Here is a 15591-nt window from a genome sequence, read left to right on the forward strand (position 1 = left end):
CCGTCAGTTGGGGGGCGGCAGGTCGAACTGGTCGCTGCGCCGTCGGTCGACGCTCTCGATCAGATCGTCGCTGCGGGCGGGGCGGGTCTGCATCGGCGGCTTCAGCAGGTCCTGAGGAGTCGGCGTCGCGGTCGCGCCATAAGGGGCGATCGGCAGCGCCTGGCCCGGGGGTGGCGCCAGGCCCTCGCGCGCGCCGCAGCCGCCGAGCGCGAGCATCAGGCCGGCCAGGGGAATTAGTCGCTTCATCGGCCTTCCTCCTCGCGCAGCCGCCGCGCCGCCGCGATCGCTTCGCGGACCCGGATCGGGGCAGTCCCGCCGAAGCTGGTGCGGCTGGAGACCGACGCATCGACGCTGAGCACGCCGTATACCGACTCGTTGATCCTGTCGTCGATTTCCTTGAGCGTCGCGAGCGGCAGCTGATCGAGGCGGACCCCCGCCCCCTCCGCCGCGGCGACGGCGCGGCCGGTGATGTGATGCGCCTCGCGGAACGGCACCCCGGCTTCGCGGACCAGCCAGTCGGCGAGGTCGGTCGCGGTGGCGAAGCCCGATTCGGCGAGGGCGCGCATGCGATCGGTGCGGAAGCTCGCGCTTTCGACCATGCCGGTCATCGCCGCGATCGAGAGGCCGAGCAGATCGTGCGCCTCGAACACCGGTGGCTTGTCGTCCTGCATGTCCTTCGAATAAGCGAGCGGGAGCCCCTTCATCGTGATCATCAGGCTGACCAGCGCGCCGACGATACGGCCCGAATGCCCGCGCACCAGCTCGGCGGCGTCGGGGTTGCGCTTCTGCGGCATGATCGAGCTGCCGGTCGACCATTGGTCGGACAAAGCGACGAAGCCAAAGGGCTGGCTCGCCCATATCACGAATTCCTCGGCCAGCCGACTGAGGTGGAGGCTGCACTGCGCGGCGGCGGTGAGATAATCGAGCGCGAAGTCGCGGTCCGAGACCGAATCGAGCGAATTGCGCGTCGGGCCGTCGAAGCCGAGCGCCGCGGCGGTGGCGTCGCGATCGAGCGGAAAGCCGGTGCCGGCGAGCGCGGCGGCGCCGAGCGGGCTCAGGTTCATCCGCGCGCGCGCGTCGCGCAGCCGCGAGCGATCGCGACCGACCATCTCGACATAGGCCATCAGATGGTGGCCAAGCGTCACCGGCTGCGCGCTCTGGAGATGGGTGAAGCCGGGCATCACGCTCTCGGCATGTTCCTCGGCGCGGGCGAGCAGCGCATCCTGGAGCGCGCCCAGCGCCGCCTCGGCCTGGTCGATCGCGTCGCGCACCCACAAGCGGAAGTCGGTCGCGACCTGATCGTTGCGCGAGCGTGCGGTGTGGAGGCGCCCCGCGACCGGGCCGATCTTGTCCGAGAGCCGGGCTTCGGTGAGCATATGGATGTCTTCGAGCGCCAGATCGTCGGGCACCCCGTGAGCCTCGAACTCGGCGGCAACCTGCTCCAAGCCCGCGGCGATCGTCGCGGCATCCTCGGGCGAGACGATGCCCTGCTTGCCGAGCATCGCGACATGCGCCTGCGATCCGCGGACGTCCTGCCGCCACATTCGCTTGTCGAAGGGGATCGAGGCGTTTATCTCGCGCATCACTGCAGACGGGCCTTCGGCGAAGCGCCCACCCCACATCTTGTTGCCCTCCTGGGGCTTGGAGCTGTCCTTGCGCTCGCTAATCGTGCTTCTCCTTCTGGCCGCACCGGCGATCGGCGGTTGCGATAGGCAATCCCAGCCTGCGCAGCAAGCGGAGGCGAACGTCTCCGCCAACGTCGCCGCGCCCGAGGAGAAGGGCAGTGTCGACCGCAGCCACAAAGGCGAGGCCGCGCCCGCGACCGAATTCCTCGATCCGGCCGGCAAGACGGTGACGCTCGCGGCCTTCGCGGGGCGGCCGGTGCTGCTCAATCTCTGGGCGACCTGGTGCGCACCCTGTGTCGCCGAAATGCCGACGCTCGATGCGCTCGCCGTGGCGCAGGGCGAGAAGCTCCAGGTCCTGACGATCAGCCAGGACTTCGACGCGGAGAAGGTCGCACCCTTCTTCGCGAAAGCGGCGTTCAAGAAGCTCCAGCCCTATCTCGATACCGAGACTGCGTTCAGCAGCGGCATGGGGCTGAACCTGCCGACGACGATCCTCTATGATTCGAAAGGGCGCGAGCTCTGGCGGGTGGCCGGCGAGATGGACTGGACGGGCGCGAAGGCGGCCGCGCTGATCGGCGAGGCGCGATAACATCACCGCCACGAGGCGACGTCGCGACCCGGTGGCACTCGCGATAGACAGGTGTTAGGGCGCGCGCACTCAGCAAACAGGAATCGGATGACGCAGGACTCGCGACAATCTCTGGCCGGTCGAACGATCCTTATGCTTCCCCGCTACACCGACACCGGTCCAAGCAGCAGGTTGCGGATGAGCCAGTTCATCCCAGCGCTCGAGGCTGCAGGGGCCAAAGTGCGCGTCTCTCCTTTTTTCAGCGACGCCTATCTTCGCGGCTTTTTTGCTAGCGGAGCAAAGAGCAAGCTGCATACCTTTCTGGGCTACGCCCGACGACTCGCGGCGGTCTCGGCCGACCGCGCCGATCTCGTCTGGATCGAGAAGGAAGTATTTCCCTATCTACCGGGTTGGATGGAACGGCTGATCGGCCTTAGACGGCGGCCTTACGTCGTCGATTATGACGATGCGATTTTCCACAATTACGATCTGTCCGCGTCCGGGCCGGTTCGATCACTTCTGGCCCACAAGCTTGACCCGCTGCTGGCGGGCTCAGCCCTGGTGACGGCAGGCAATGCCTATCTCGCCGATTACGCTGCCAGGCACGGCGCGCGCACCGTGATCCGCGTGCCGACGGTAGTGGAGGCTGCGCGCTATTCCACCCAGCGCAAGACAGCAGATGATGCCGTGCGGGTGGGATGGATCGGAACCCCGGCCAATGCACGCTATCTCACGCCTGTCATCGAGGCGATCAACCGGCTGACCCCCGAGATCCCGCTCCGCCTGGTGACGATGGGGGCCGCGCAGCTGCCGGGGCTGGAGGCGCCGCAGGAAAGCCATCCATGGTCGGAAGCTACCGAGGCCGAGATGGCGGCGAGCATCGATATCGGCGTGATGCCGCTCACCGACACACCGTGGGAACGCGGCAAATGCGGATACAAGCTCATCCAATATATGGCTGCGGGTCGGCCCGTGATCGCTTCGCCGGTGGGAGTGAACGAGGTTATCGTGACACCGGACATAGGGTTCCTGGCCGATTCGGTCGACGAGTGGGTCCAGGCATTGCGCATCTTGGCGGAGGACGCGGGCCTGCGTACCCGCCTCGGCACGGCGGCCCGGCATAAGGTGGAGAAGACATATTCCGCCGAAGTGATCGCGCCTACGCTCGTGCAGAAATTTGCAGAACTGATAGATCGCGGCGACGCGAGAGAGTGCATCCGATGAGAAAGATCGTACTTGTCGCCGGCATCGCGAATTCGGTAGCGAATTTTCGTGGCCCCCTGATCGCGGAACTCGTGGGGCGAGGCGACCGGGTCCTCGCCCTTGCGCCCGATTGGGACGACGAGCAACGCACCCTGACGCGTGCGCTCGGCGCGGAACCGCTCGATTATTCGCTCGAGCGCACGGGGATGCGCCTGTCGCGTGACTTGGTGGACATCGTCCGGCTATGGCGCCGTCTGCGGCGACTCAAGCCCGACACCGTCCTCTGCTACTCGCCCAAGGCGGTGAATTACGGAACCTTGGCCGCGGCCGCGGCCGGCGTGCGCCGCCGCGTCGGAATCGTCGAAGGGCTGGGCTACGTCTTCACCGAGGGCGAAGGCGCCAAGAGCCTAAAGCGCCGCGCACTCCGCTTTGCCACGATGCGGCTCTACACGCTCGCACTGGCCTTTGCGCACCGGGTCCTTTTCCTGAACCGCGACGATAGAGCGCTGTTCGTTTCGTCCGGGATGGTCAACGCGCGCAAGACCGAGGTGATCGGCGGAATCGGCGTGGACTTGACGAAGTTCACGCCTACGCCCTTCCCCGACCAAGTCACTTTTCTGCTGATCGCCCGCCTGCTTCGGGAAAAGGGCATCGGCGAGTTCGTGGCGGCGGCGCGCCTCGTTCGTGCACGCTTCCCCGCCGCGCGCTTCATCCTGCTGGGACCGATCGATTCCAACCCCGGCGGCCTCAGCCGTGACCAGATCCTCGCATGGGTGGCCGAGGGAATATTGGAATGGCCGGGTGAAGTGAGCGATGTCCGCGAGTGGATCGCACGCGCGAGCGTCTATGTGCTGCCCTCCTATCGCGAGGGTGTGCCGAAGAGCACGCAGGAGGCAATGGCGATGGGGCGACCCGTCATCACCACCGACGCCGTGGGGTGCCGGGAAACCGTCGATGAAGGCGTCAATGGCTTCATGGTTCCCATCCGTTCGATTGAGCCCTTGGCGCAGGCGATGTTTCGATTCCTGGAGGATCCGGCATTGATCGCAAGCATGGGCGCGCAGAGCCGCCGGATCGCAGAAACGCGCTTCGACGTGCATCTGGCGAATCAGCGGTTGCTCGACGCGCTAGACGGTCGCTCCGCGGAATAGAGTCCGACCGGCGCGCGCAGCCGCCATCGAGCCCCTATTGAACAATGCCGAGCGAGCGCAGGATCGGCACGCGCTTGGCGACGAACTCGGCGCCGCGCAGCTTCAGGTCCGCGATATTCTCCTCATCGCTCGCCAGCGGCTTGCCATCTTTCAGCAGGCGCTCATTCCTGGCACGAAGATTGTCCCAAACGGGCGCCGTCCAATCGCCGACTGCGCCTCCATGCGCGGCTAGAGCTTCCAGGAACTGCATCTCGATCCTGCTCAAGGAAAAGCCCTGACCGGTCACCGGCGAAGCGAGGTACATCAGGTCCGAACTTTCCGCGGAGCGGGCGAGCACATGCCGATTGAAGACCTCGGTCGAACGCGAACGCGCCTCCTCGCCTGCGGCGGGGAGCGCGGGGACGATGCAACCTGCAGCGAGCAGATATTCCAGGCTGTGGCCGACATTCAGCGTGGATTGCGCTCCGCCGGACAAGGCCGCGACCAGCTCTTCCGTCGTGCTCGGTCGCTTCAGTAGCGCGGCAAGCACGGGCTCGCCCGATTCACGCTTGATCGACGCGGCACCCGTCGTCGTGACGACTTGCTCGGGCATCTCTGACAGCGGCTTGACCGCGGCGAAGCGCTGCCCGGGCGCAGAATTGGCCTGCCCCGGTGCGAGCGGGCGCGATCCGCGCACGAACAAGTCTCGCCGGAACACTTGGTTCGCGAAATAATCGAACATGCTCTCACGCTCGATTTCGGAAGGCAGCGCGTCGAGGAATGCACGCTGCTCTGCTGTCATCGTCCGACGGGCAAAACGGTCGACGAAGTTTGCCGACGCCGCAAAGCTCAGGCCTATATCCGACATTTCTTCAGCGATCGCTGAGAAATAGAAGGGCTGCTGAACCTGATTGAAATATTCATGGGCGAGATAGGCCGGAGACATCGCCTTCAAATTATCGAACTTGGGCCCCATCGCGGGATTCTGGCGGAAGAATCCGCCCCCCAACTGCTTGACCTGCTCGACGAAAGCGATCGCTCCCTTGACGCGATCGATCGCGCTTCCGGTGCCGCGCGAGCCGTGATCGAAGATCAATTGACGCATTGGCAACATCGCGGACCATCCGGGAAACGCATTGTACGAGATGTAGAGGATGCCGCCGACGGCCAGCTTCCTATCAATGAACTCCCGGATCGCGTCACGCAGTTTTCCGTCCACCCACGAATAGATGCCGTGCAGTGCGATCACGTCGAAACGGTCCGGCAGATCGGGATCGTTGACATAGTCCTGGAACGACGCCGGCGACACGGTGAGATTGGTCAGCTCCGTCGCCGCCGCCAGGTCGCGCGCGTGCAGGACGTGCGACGCATTGAAATCGTTGCCGTAGAAGCGTGCTTCTGGATGCGCCGCCGCGAGCAGCGCCGCGGTGACACCCTGGCCGATCCCGAGCTCACAATAAGTGAAATCGTCGCGTAGCCGGACGTCATGGCCGGACATTCTCAGCGCACCCGTCAACGAAGCGGGGCTCATCTCAGGATAAAAGCCGAAAGTGTAGCCAACGTCGGTGACGTAGCCCGAAGTCCAAATGCTCATACATTCCCCTGAGTGCTAAGTTCGCACGCCCGCAGCTCGTCCTCGACCGCGGTTAGTATGGCACGGCCATAAGCGGTCTTTTCGAGCGCTTTTCCGCGCGCAGTCGCCTGTTCGATGCTGATGAAGCCCTGGTGCAAGGCGATTTCCTCGAGGCATGCGACCTGGATCGCCTGGCGGTGCTGGATCGTCCGGACGAACTCGGAGGCCTCCAACAGGCTGTCATGCGTGCCCGTATCGAGCCAGGCATAGCCGCGGCCCATCTGCTCGACGAACAGGTTGCCGGCTTCCATGTAGAGCCGGTTGATGTCGGTGATCTCCAGCTCGCCGCGCGCGGAGGGCTTCAGATTCTCGGCATAGTCGACGACGCGGTTGTCGTAGAAATAAAGGCCGGTCACCGCGAAGTTGGACTTGGGCGCCTTCGGCTTCTCTTCCAGGCTGAGCGCCCGGCGCTGCGCGTCGAGCTCCACCACGCCATAGCGCTCCGGATCCTCGACCCGATAGGCGAAGACCGTGGCCCCGTCGGTGCGCGCGACGGCGCTTGCGCAAAGCTGCTGCAGCCCCGCGCCGAAGAAGATGTTGTCCCCCAGAACGAGGGCGACGCGATCGTCGCCGATGAACTCGCGCCCGATCGTGAACGCCTGCGCCAGCCCTTCGGGGCGCGGCTGCTCGGCATAGGAGATCGAGAGGCCCCAATCGCTGCCGTCGCCGAAGATGCGCTGGAAATTGGGCAGAAATTCGGGGCTGGAGATGATCAATATCTCGCGGATGCCGGCGAGCATCAGCACCGACAGCGGATAATAGATCATCGGCTTGTCATAGACGGGCAGCAGCTGCTTGTTGATCGCGAGCGTCGCCGGATGGAGCCGGGTGCCGGACCCGCCGGCCAGAATGATGCCCTTCATGATTTGGTCTTTCGGTAAAGCTCGGCGAGGATGTCGGAAAGCGCCTCGGTCCAGGGTCTTGGTACGATGCCGAAATCGCGCGTCAAGGCGGCGTGGCTCAACAAGGAGTTGGCGGGCCGCCGCGCGGGGACGGGATAGTCGGCGGAGGCAATCGGCAACAGTTCGGGGGCCGGGCCGCCATGCGCGCCCGCCTGATCGAAAATCGCGCGCGCGAAGCCGTACCAGCTGGTCTCCCCGGCATTGCTGAAATGCCAGGTGCCTTGCAGGTTCGGCACTTCGACCAACCTGCGGGCGATCTGGATCAGCGCCGCGGCCAAGTCGTGCGCGGAGGTGGGGGCGCCATGCTGATCGTCGACGACCTTGAGCTGATCGCGCTCGGCGCCGACGCGCAGCATCGTCTTTACGAAATTGGCACCATGCGCGGAGACGACCCAGCTGGTGCGGACGATCGCGTGCCTGTGGCATCCGGTTCGCACCGCCAGCTCGCCGCCGAGCTTGGAGGCGCCATAGACGCTGCGCGGCCCGACCGGATCGTCGACCTCCCAGCTACCCGGCTTTTCGCCGTCGAAGACATAGTCGGTCGAGACCTGGATCAACGGGATATCCGCGGCTTGGCACGCCGCGGCAAAGGCTGCCGGCGCCAGCGCGTTGACCTGCCAGGCGGCGACGACATCGCTTTCCGCCCGATCGACCGCGGTATAGGCGGCGGCGTTGATGACGGCCGCCCATTTCCGCGAAGCCACGGTGGTGGCGATCGCCTGCAGGTCGTTCAGATCGAGCTCGGCCGAACCGAAACCCACGACCTCCCAGCCCTCGGGAAGCACAGCGCGCCGCAATTCGGTTCCCAGCTGGCCCTTGGCGCCGGTGACCAGGATTTGCTTCACGAAGTCACGCCACGCCGCTCGGCCGCCTTCGCCTCCACGAGCGGGCGCCACCAGGCTTCGTTTTCGAGATACCAGTGGACGGTCTTCTCGATGCCGCTCTCGAAGCTCTCCTTGGGGGTCCAGCCCAGTTCGGTGGCGATCCGGCTCGCATCGATCGCATAGCGCATGTCATGCCCCGGACGATCGGCGACATGGGTGATCTGCGCCGCATAAGGCTGCCCGTCCGCACGCGGACGCACCCGGTCGAGGATCGTGCAGATGGTCTTGACCACCTCGATATTCTGCTTCTCGTTGTTGCCGCCGACATTGTAGGTCCGGCCCGGCGTGCCGCGCTCGAACGCCGCCTGCAGCGCCGCGACATGGTCCTCGACGTACAGCCAGTCGCGCACCTGATCGCCCTTGCCATAAATGGGCAGCGGCTCGCCCGCGAGCGCCTTCACGATGACGAGCGGGATCAGCTTCTCGGGAAAATGGTAGGGGCCGTAATTGTTCGAACAATTGGTCACGATCACCGGCAAGCCGAACGTGTGCCCCCATGCCGAGACCAGGTGATCCGATCCGGCCTTCGACGCCGAATAAGGCGAGCGCGGATCATAAGGCGTGTCTTCGGTGAAAAGCCCCGTCGGTCCGAGCGAGCCATAGACTTCGTCGGTCGAGATATGATGGAAGCGGAAGCGCTCCTGCGACGCGGGATCGAGCGCCTGCCAATAAGCGCGGGCCTCTGCGAGCATCGTGTAGGTGCCGACCAGGTTGGTCTGGATGAAAGCGCCCGGCCCGTCGATCGAGCGATCGACATGGCTCTCCGCCGCCAGGTGGGTGATGACGTCCGGGCGGAACTCGGCGATCGTCGCGCGCACCGTCTCGGCGTCGCAGATATCGCCCCGCACGAAACGGTAGCGATTGCTGGCGGCCACCGTCTCCACCGTCGTCAACGACCCGGCATAGGTCAGCTTGTCGAAGTTGAGCACTTCATGCTCGCTATGCGCGATCAGATGGCGGACCAGCGCCGAGCCAATGAAGCCGGCGCCGCCGGTAACCAACACGCGCATATTCGAGGTCCTTAGGCGAGTGGGCCGAGCGGGCGGCCGTTATAGGGAAAGAGAGCGGAGAAATCCGACAATGAGGGAAGCTGCGCGTCCTTATCGCTCAAGATCGGCTCGGCACCCGCGGGAAGCGGCCAATCGACACCGGCGCTGTCCCAGCGGATTCCGCCGTCGCATTCGGGAGCGTATAGCGCCGACACCTTGTAGGTGACTTCGCAATCGGGCTCGAGCGTCAGAAATCCGTGCGCGAAACCCACCGGCACGAACAATTGATGGCCATTCTCCGCGGACAGTTCAGCGCCGACCCACTTGCCGAAGGTCGGCGAATCGCGTCGCACATCGACCGCGACGTCGAAGATCCGGCCGCGAACGCAGCGGACCAATTTGTCCTGCGCATGCGGCGGCGTCTGGAAATGCAGACCGCGCAACGTGAAGGCGGGAATCGAGAGCGAGTGATTGTCCTGGACGAAATCGCAGTCGATCCCACGCTCGCGGAATTTCGGTTCCGAATAGACTTCCATGAACCATCCGCGCGGATCGGCGAACCTCTTTGGGAGTATGAGCTGCACGGGCGACATGGCGTGGGTCATAGTCAGGGCTGCGGATGGCGGCAACAGCCGAAGCCGGTGGTCAATCGTCGTCGAACAATGCGGGTCGCGGCGTCTGGGCGGCGAGCGCGTCGATCCACTGCAATTGTCGCGGCAGGCACACGCGCTTCAGATCATAACCCTCGACCGCTGTCTGACGAGCAGCGGCCGAAAGCCGCAGGCGGAGATCGTCATCCTCCAGCATCTCGCTGGCCTGGGCGGCGAGCGCCGCCGGATCGAAGAAAGGCGTGAGGATGCCGTTACGGCCATGTTCGATCACTTCGCGGACAGGTGCGGTATCGCTGCCGAGGATCGGGGCGCCGAGCGCCATCGCCTCGATCAGACTCCAGGAAAGGACGAACGGATATGTGAGGTAGATATGCAGCCGCGTGATCGACAGCAGGCCGAGGAACACGTCATAGGGCAGATGCCCGACGAAATGGACGCGTGACATGTCGAGCTTGTCGCGCACCTCATTCAAGAACAGGTCTCGCCAGCTGCCCTTGGCAGGCGCGGCACCATAACTGACGCCGTCTCCACCGACGAGAAAGACCCTGGCGTTGGGTCGGCGACGCAGCAGCTCGGGCAAGGCGCGCATGAAGATGTGGTAGCCGCGATAGGGCTCGAGATTGCGCGAGACGAACGTGACGACCTCGTCCGCACGGGTGATCGTCCGGCCATCCCCAAGCCGGATCGAGCCATCCGTGCGTGGCGCGATGCGATCGGTGTCGATCCCGTCGTGGATCACGGTGATGCGATCGCGGAAAATCGCCGGGTAGGTATCGGCCTGGAACCGGGTCGGCGAAATTCCGGCATTGGCGAGTGGAAAATGCAGCCTCTGCGGCAACGTCTTCAGCTTGAGGCGCACGCGGCGGGCAACCTCGTTGCCCGGCACAGGAAACTCCGGATCGAAATCCGCGTCGCCGTTGGTGTCGCTGTAGAAGAACTCGCAGTAGATGCCGAAGCGCGCCTCCGGCCACACTTCCTTGACGAACAAGGTGTCGCCCCATGCGGGATGGCCGACGATTACGTCGGGATAGAATCCCTCGTCGCGCAGCGCCATGGCTGCGCGGAGCGCCGCCTCGCCGCGGATGAGCTTGGTCTCGAAATCCTGCGCCCAAGGCAACTTCGAAGCGGTTCCGATGGTGGGTTTGGCGTTGCGCACCTCCACCCCGGGCATGTCGGGCGCGACATTCATGGTCAGCGCCACCACCCGATCGCCCCGCGCCACCAGTTGCGGGGCGAGATGCTTGAACTGCCCCGGAAAATTCTGATGAACAAGCAGGACGTTCATGGGAGCGCGCCGATCCGGTTTCTGACTATGGGATCCGCGCGCGTCAGCGATCGCGGAATGCATCCTCGCTGAGCCGCGTGAACGGGGTAAGCAGATAGCTCAGGATCGAGCGCTTGTCCCCGATCAGGTTGACGTCGGCGATCATGCCCGAGGTGATCGGATAACGCTGGCCCGAGGGCGAGGTGAGCGTATCGGAGCTGGTTCGGATACGAACCGTATAGTGGGTTTCGCCGGTACGTTCGTCGACGATGGCGTCGGGGGAGATGTCCACCACCTCGCCTTCCATGCCGCCATAGATCGAATAGTCGTAGGCGGTGATCTTGACGAGCGAGCGCTGGCCGGCACGTACGAACGCGATATCCCTCGGTCGAACCGCGGCCTCGATCGTCAGGCCGGATTGCGAAGGCACGATTTCGACCAGCGGCTCGGCCGCCCGGGCCGTACCCCCGACCGTGTTGACGAGCACGCGATTGACGCGACCCGTGAGCGGTGCGCGCACGACGGTGCGGTTGAGGCGGTTCTGCAACGCCGGCTGCGCCACGCGGCGGCCGGCCGCTTCTGCCTGTGCGGTTGCGAGCTCGGTTGCGGCTTGGGCGCGCCAATTGTCGCGCGCCTGGATCAACGCCGCGCGCGCCTCCACCACGCCCGACTGGACGCGCGCCACCGTAGCCTGCGCCGCCGCCACCTGGCTGGCGGCGACATTGGCCTGGCGCTCCGCCTGGATCAGCGAGAGCTGCGGCTCGACTCCGCTGGCCACGAGCGGGCGCAGCATCGAGGCCTGCTGCCGCGCGGCGTCGCGCGCCGTCCGCGACGCGTTGAGATTTGCCTCGGCCTCGCCCACTGCGCGCTGGGCCTGCACCAGCCGCGCCTGCGACGCATTGACCAGGCTCCGCAAGTCGGCCTGGCGCGACATATAGAGCGAGCGCTCGATATCCACCTGCTCGCGCTCGGCAGGGTTTGTCGGAGTCGCGAAATTGGGTGTCCGGCCCGTCACTTCGGCCTGGAGTCGCTCGATCTTCGCGGTCAGCGATGCGATCGAAGACTGGCTGGACGAATAGTCGCTCTCTGCTGCAGTCCGATCGAGCCGGATCAGCGGATCGCCTGCCTTCACCATCTGGCCGGCGCGCACGAGGATCTCGGCGACCACCCCGCCTTCGAGGTTCGACACGCGCTGGAGCTGCGCGGTCGGCACCACGCGGCCGCTAGCGTGCACCGTCCGGTCGATCTTCGTGAAGATCGCCCACAGCAGCATCAGCGCGAAGAAGCCGAGTGTCCCGTAGAGCAGGAAATTCGACATGCGGTTCGGCTGCAGCAGCCTGGGCTCCCCGCGCGTGGGAGACTCGGTCGGGACCTGCATATCTTGCTTGTTCTGCATGTTCATCATGCCGCCACCGGGCGCGTGATGGCGCGGACGATATCGTCGCGGCTGCCGTCGGCGCTGACCTTGCCGTCGGTGATGATGATCACCCGATCGACCAGGCGGAGCAGCGAAATGCGGTGGGTGATCACCAGGACCGTGCGGCCCGCGACCTCCGCGGTCAGGCGATCGATCAGCACATTCTCGCTGATCTGGTCCATGCCGCTGGTCGGCTCGTCCAGGATCAGCATGCGCGGCGAGCCCACCAAGGCGCGGGCGAGCGAGACGCTCTGCCGCTGACCGCCGGACAGGCTGTCGCCGCGATCGGCGAGGCGCAGGTCATAGCCGTTCGCGATCCGTCCGATGAACTCATGCGTGCCGGTCAACTGGGTGACGCGCAGCATTTCCTCATCGCCGATATTCTCGCGCTCCAGGGTGATGTTTTCACGCAGCGAGCCGGACAGGAGCACGCTTTCCTGCAGCGATGCGCCGATATGCTTGCGCAAGGTCGCTGGGTCGATCTGGCGGACGTCGGTGCCGTCGAGCAGAACGATGCCGTCGGCCGGATCGTAGAGGCCCAGCGCGAGCCGCGCGAGGGTCGACTTGCCCGAGCCGATCCGCCCGAGGATTCCCACCCGCTCGCCGGGCCGGATCGTCAGGTTGATCCCGCTCAGCGCATCCTCCTTGGCACCCGGATAGCGGAAGGTGACGTTGCGAAATTCGAGCAGCCCATCGATCCGCGCGGGCTTGAGCAGGTGGCGGTTCTCGCCCTCGCTCTCCTGCTCCATGAACGGGCGCAGCGTGCGGAACGCGGTCTTGGTGGCGCTGAGCCGCGACAAAAGCTGCGCGATCTGCGCCAGCGGCGCGACCGCGCGGCTGCTGAGCATCGAGCAGGCGATCAGCCCGCCCATCGTCAGGCTGCGATTCTCGATCATGAACACGCCGACGACGATCGTGCCGATATAGGCGATGGTCTGGGCGCTGTTCGCCACGTTCATGCTGATCGTGCCGAGCAGCCGCTGGCGCAGCGACATGTGCGAATAATCGTCGATCGCGCTCAACCAGCGGCGCTTGAGCAGCGCATCGGCACCCGTCGCCTTGACCGTTTCGATCCCGCCGATCGTCTCGGTGAGCACGCCCTGCTTGGTGAGGCCCTGGTTCATCGCATCGGCGGCGAGCTTGTCCATCGCCGGGAAGGTCAGCACGCCCGACAGCACGACGAGCGGCAGCATCGCCAGCGGCACCATCACGGCCCAGCCGCCGATCAGCGCGATGACGATGAGCGTGAGCAGGATGAACGGCACGTCGATCAGCGCGACGATCGTGGCGGAGGCGAAGAAATCGCGGAGCGTCTCGAGCTCGCGCATCGTCCCCGCCATCGCCCCGGTCGACCCGCGGCGCGACGCCATGCGCATCCCGATCAGCCGATCGAAGCCGACCTCGCCGATCGAGCGATCGACATTCACCCCGGCGACGTCGACGAAATAGGCGCGCAGCGAGCGCAGCAGAAAATCGAAGATGATGATCATGCCGATGCCGATCGCCAGCCCGACCAGCGACGCGGTGGCGTTGTTGGGCAGCACGCTATCGTAGATCGTCATCGTGAAGATCGGCGTGACCAGCCCGAACAGATTGATCAGGATCGCGGTGAAGCCGACCTTCACATAGCTGCTGCGATTTTCGAGCATCGGCTGAACCAGCCACGGCGCGAACGGCTTGCTGGAAGCGGAAAACATGGAATGCTCGGTCATGACTTAGTCCCGGACGATATATTTGGGGATCGCCAGCGCATCGAGAAGGCGGCCGGTGCGCGAGAGGAGCACGTAGCGCGCGGCATCGCGCTGGGCCAAGGCCTGCACATAGCTGATCGCCGCGGCATAGAAAGTATCGCTGGCATTGAGCACATCGAAGATCGTCCCGCGCGAGAAGCGGAAGCGCTCGACGGTGGCGTCGCGGGTGATCCGGGTCGCGGCATAAGAGGCCTTCATCGCCTCCAGCTGGCGATCGAGCGCCTCGAGATCGCTGAACGCGACCGCGGCATCGCGCCGGCCCTCCTCGGAGATGCGCGTCGTCCGCGCGGCGATCGCGCTGGCATGCGCGGCGGCGCCCTTGGCGCGCTGCGGCAGGCCGCCGAAGAAGCGCTGGCGCAGCGTGATCCGCGCGACGACGTCATAATCGCGCGGCGATTCGAGCAGGCCATAGCGCCCGGCGTTGATCGAGGCGCCGACCGTGGGAAACAGATCGCGCTCCGCGGCGCGCGCATCGCGGCGGGCGGCAACCTCCTGCTCGCGCGCGGCACGCGCCGCGGGAGTCGTGTCGGCCGCGGTCCGCGCTTCCTCGATCGTCTCGGGCGGGGTGCCGAGCTCGGGCGCGCGCATCAGCCCAAGCGGGGGCGGCGCGCCGGTGAGCTCGCGGAAGCGGGCCTCGGCCGAGCTCAGTTGCTGCGCATAGCGGGCGCTGCGGATATCGAGCTGCGCGAGCGCATTCTCGATCAGCGCGGCATCGCTCTGCGCCGAGACGCCGCCGGCGATCCGCTTGCGCACGCCTTCGCGATTCTTGAGCGAATCCTGCTGATAGGCGCTGGTGAGCGCCATGATCGTGCGGAGCGAATAGACGTCGTACCAGGCGGCGATCGTGTTGAGCGCGACCTGATCGGCGGCATTGTCCACCCCCAGCGCGGCGGCGCGCAGCCGGGCGCCGGCGGCATCGATGCGCGCATTGGTGGCGCCGAAATCGGTGATGAGCTGGTTCACCACGGCCAGTTCGTCGAAGCGGCGGTTGGCGCGGGTCCGCTCGACGATATTGTCGACCGAATCGCCCGAGAACTGGCGACCGAGCACCTGGAAGCCGACGATGTTGAGCTCGCCCGAGGGCGCCTTGGCAGCCTCCTGCTGATACAGCGCATAGCGCGCTTCCTCGGCATAGCCGCTGGTCTCGTCGAGCCCCGGATGGCGCACGACCGCGGCCTGGACGAGCGCCCGGAAGCCATCCGCCGGGGCCGAGACCAGCACGCTGGCGAGCAGCGGATCGTCGGCCGGATCGAGATCGAGCGGGCGCGCGGCCGGGCCGGGCAGCCGCACATCCTGCGGTCCTTCGGAGACCGGCAGCGGCGGCGGCCCTGCGACCGGCACCGCGACGCGGGCGGCGGGATCGATCACCGGCGCCTGGGGCGGACGGACATCGACATTGACCGGGGGAACGACCGTGGAGGTGAACGGCGCGGGCGCCGGATTCTCGGCGGAGGAAGGCGGGCTGATCGAGACGGGGGGAGTCGATTGCGCCGCGGCGGGCGGCGAGCCGACCAGGGGAAGCGCCAGCGATATCAGAAGGGGCGAGGCCCGGCGGCCTGCACGGCGGCGAGGCAGCGAATATGTACGCATCCGAAAATGAGTTCCTTCTGCACG

General features: G+C 65.8%; 14 protein-coding genes. 3 read left to right on the forward strand and 11 right to left on the reverse strand.

Annotated features, from left to right (window positions below):
• Nucleotides 1-3: 3 nt before the first annotated feature.
• Together OKW87_RS10945 and argH are read right to left on the reverse strand one after the other, a co-directional pair.
• Nucleotides 4-246, reverse strand: coding sequence for a hypothetical protein (locus OKW87_RS10945; protein ID WP_265539427.1), 243 nt, complete (start codon nucleotides 244-246; stop codon nucleotides 4-6).
• A complete protein-coding gene (gene argH, locus OKW87_RS10950) occupies nucleotides 243-1622 on the reverse strand; it encodes an argininosuccinate lyase (protein WP_265539429.1) in 1380 nt (459 codons plus the stop codon). The genes OKW87_RS10945 and argH overlap by 4 nt, the downstream gene beginning before the upstream one ends.
• A 46-nt stretch (nucleotides 1623-1668) precedes the next feature.
• Between argH and OKW87_RS10955 the strand changes: the two genes are divergently transcribed.
• The 3 genes from OKW87_RS10955 (at nucleotide 1669) to OKW87_RS10965 (ending at nucleotide 4547) form a co-directional block, all read left to right on the forward strand.
• Nucleotides 1669-2214, forward strand: a complete 546-nt coding sequence (locus OKW87_RS10955) for a TlpA family protein disulfide reductase (protein WP_322740312.1) — start codon at nucleotides 1669-1671, stop codon at nucleotides 2212-2214.
• 177 nt (nucleotides 2215-2391) lie between these two features.
• Nucleotides 2392-3417, forward strand: coding sequence for a glycosyltransferase family 4 protein (locus tag OKW87_RS10960; protein ID WP_265539431.1), 1026 nt, complete (start codon nucleotides 2392-2394; stop codon nucleotides 3415-3417).
• On the forward strand, nucleotides 3414-4547 hold the full coding sequence (locus tag OKW87_RS10965) for a glycosyltransferase family 4 protein (protein WP_265539433.1): 1134 nt from the start codon (nucleotides 3414-3416) through the stop codon (nucleotides 4545-4547). Before OKW87_RS10960 ends, OKW87_RS10965 begins: the two co-directional genes overlap by 4 nt.
• A 34-nt stretch (nucleotides 4548-4581) precedes the next feature.
• Here OKW87_RS10965 and OKW87_RS10970 read toward each other — a convergent pair whose 3' ends face one another.
• Genes OKW87_RS10970 through OKW87_RS11010 form a run of 9 tightly spaced genes read right to left on the reverse strand, consistent with a single transcriptional unit; the run spans nucleotide 4582 to nucleotide 15567 of the window.
• Entirely contained in the window at nucleotides 4582-6120 is a 1539-nt protein-coding gene (locus tag OKW87_RS10970; RefSeq protein WP_265539435.1) for a class I SAM-dependent methyltransferase, read from the reverse strand.
• Nucleotides 6117-7022 carry a glucose-1-phosphate thymidylyltransferase RfbA gene (gene rfbA, locus OKW87_RS10975; RefSeq protein ID WP_265539437.1) on the reverse strand — a complete coding sequence of 302 codons (906 nt, stop codon included), beginning with the start codon at nucleotides 7020-7022 and terminating at the stop codon, nucleotides 6117-6119. Before rfbA ends, OKW87_RS10970 begins: the two co-directional genes overlap by 4 nt.
• Nucleotides 7019-7906 (reverse strand): dTDP-4-dehydrorhamnose reductase, encoded by an 888-nt coding sequence (rfbD, locus tag OKW87_RS10980; protein ID WP_265539439.1) that lies wholly within the window; start codon nucleotides 7904-7906, stop codon nucleotides 7019-7021. Before rfbD ends, rfbA begins: the two co-directional genes overlap by 4 nt.
• Nucleotides 7903-8955 carry a dTDP-glucose 4,6-dehydratase gene (gene rfbB / locus OKW87_RS10985; protein WP_265539440.1) on the reverse strand — a complete coding sequence of 351 codons (1053 nt, stop codon included), beginning with the start codon at nucleotides 8953-8955 and terminating at the stop codon, nucleotides 7903-7905. The genes rfbD and rfbB overlap by 4 nt, the downstream gene beginning before the upstream one ends.
• Before the next feature lie 11 nt (nucleotides 8956-8966).
• The gene (gene rfbC, locus OKW87_RS10990) at nucleotides 8967-9539 is read right to left on the reverse strand and encodes a dTDP-4-dehydrorhamnose 3,5-epimerase (RefSeq protein ID WP_322740313.1); all 573 of its coding nucleotides are present in this window, start codon (nucleotides 9537-9539) and stop codon (nucleotides 8967-8969) included.
• A 40-nt stretch (nucleotides 9540-9579) separates the two neighbouring features.
• The gene (locus tag OKW87_RS10995; protein ID WP_265539444.1) at nucleotides 9580-10830 is read right to left on the reverse strand and encodes a glycosyltransferase; all 1251 of its coding nucleotides are present in this window, start codon (nucleotides 10828-10830) and stop codon (nucleotides 9580-9582) included.
• Nucleotides 10831-10873: 43 nt separating this feature from the next.
• Nucleotides 10874-12211 carry an HlyD family type I secretion periplasmic adaptor subunit gene (locus OKW87_RS11000; protein WP_265539446.1) on the reverse strand — a complete coding sequence of 446 codons (1338 nt, stop codon included), beginning with the start codon at nucleotides 12209-12211 and terminating at the stop codon, nucleotides 10874-10876.
• Complete coding sequence (locus OKW87_RS11005; RefSeq protein ID WP_265539449.1) at nucleotides 12211-13938, reverse strand: type I secretion system permease/ATPase; 1728 nt, start codon at nucleotides 13936-13938, stop codon at nucleotides 12211-12213. Before OKW87_RS11005 ends, OKW87_RS11000 begins: the two co-directional genes overlap by 1 nt.
• Before the next feature lie 3 nt (nucleotides 13939-13941).
• Entirely contained in the window at nucleotides 13942-15567 is a 1626-nt protein-coding gene (locus OKW87_RS11010; protein ID WP_265539451.1) for a TolC family protein, read from the reverse strand.
• Nucleotides 15568-15591 lie beyond the last annotated feature (24 nt).

Origin of the sequence: Sphingomonas sp. M1-B02 (assembly GCF_026167525.1) — a bacterium.
Lineage (GTDB): Bacteria > Pseudomonadota > Alphaproteobacteria > Sphingomonadales > Sphingomonadaceae > Sphingomonas.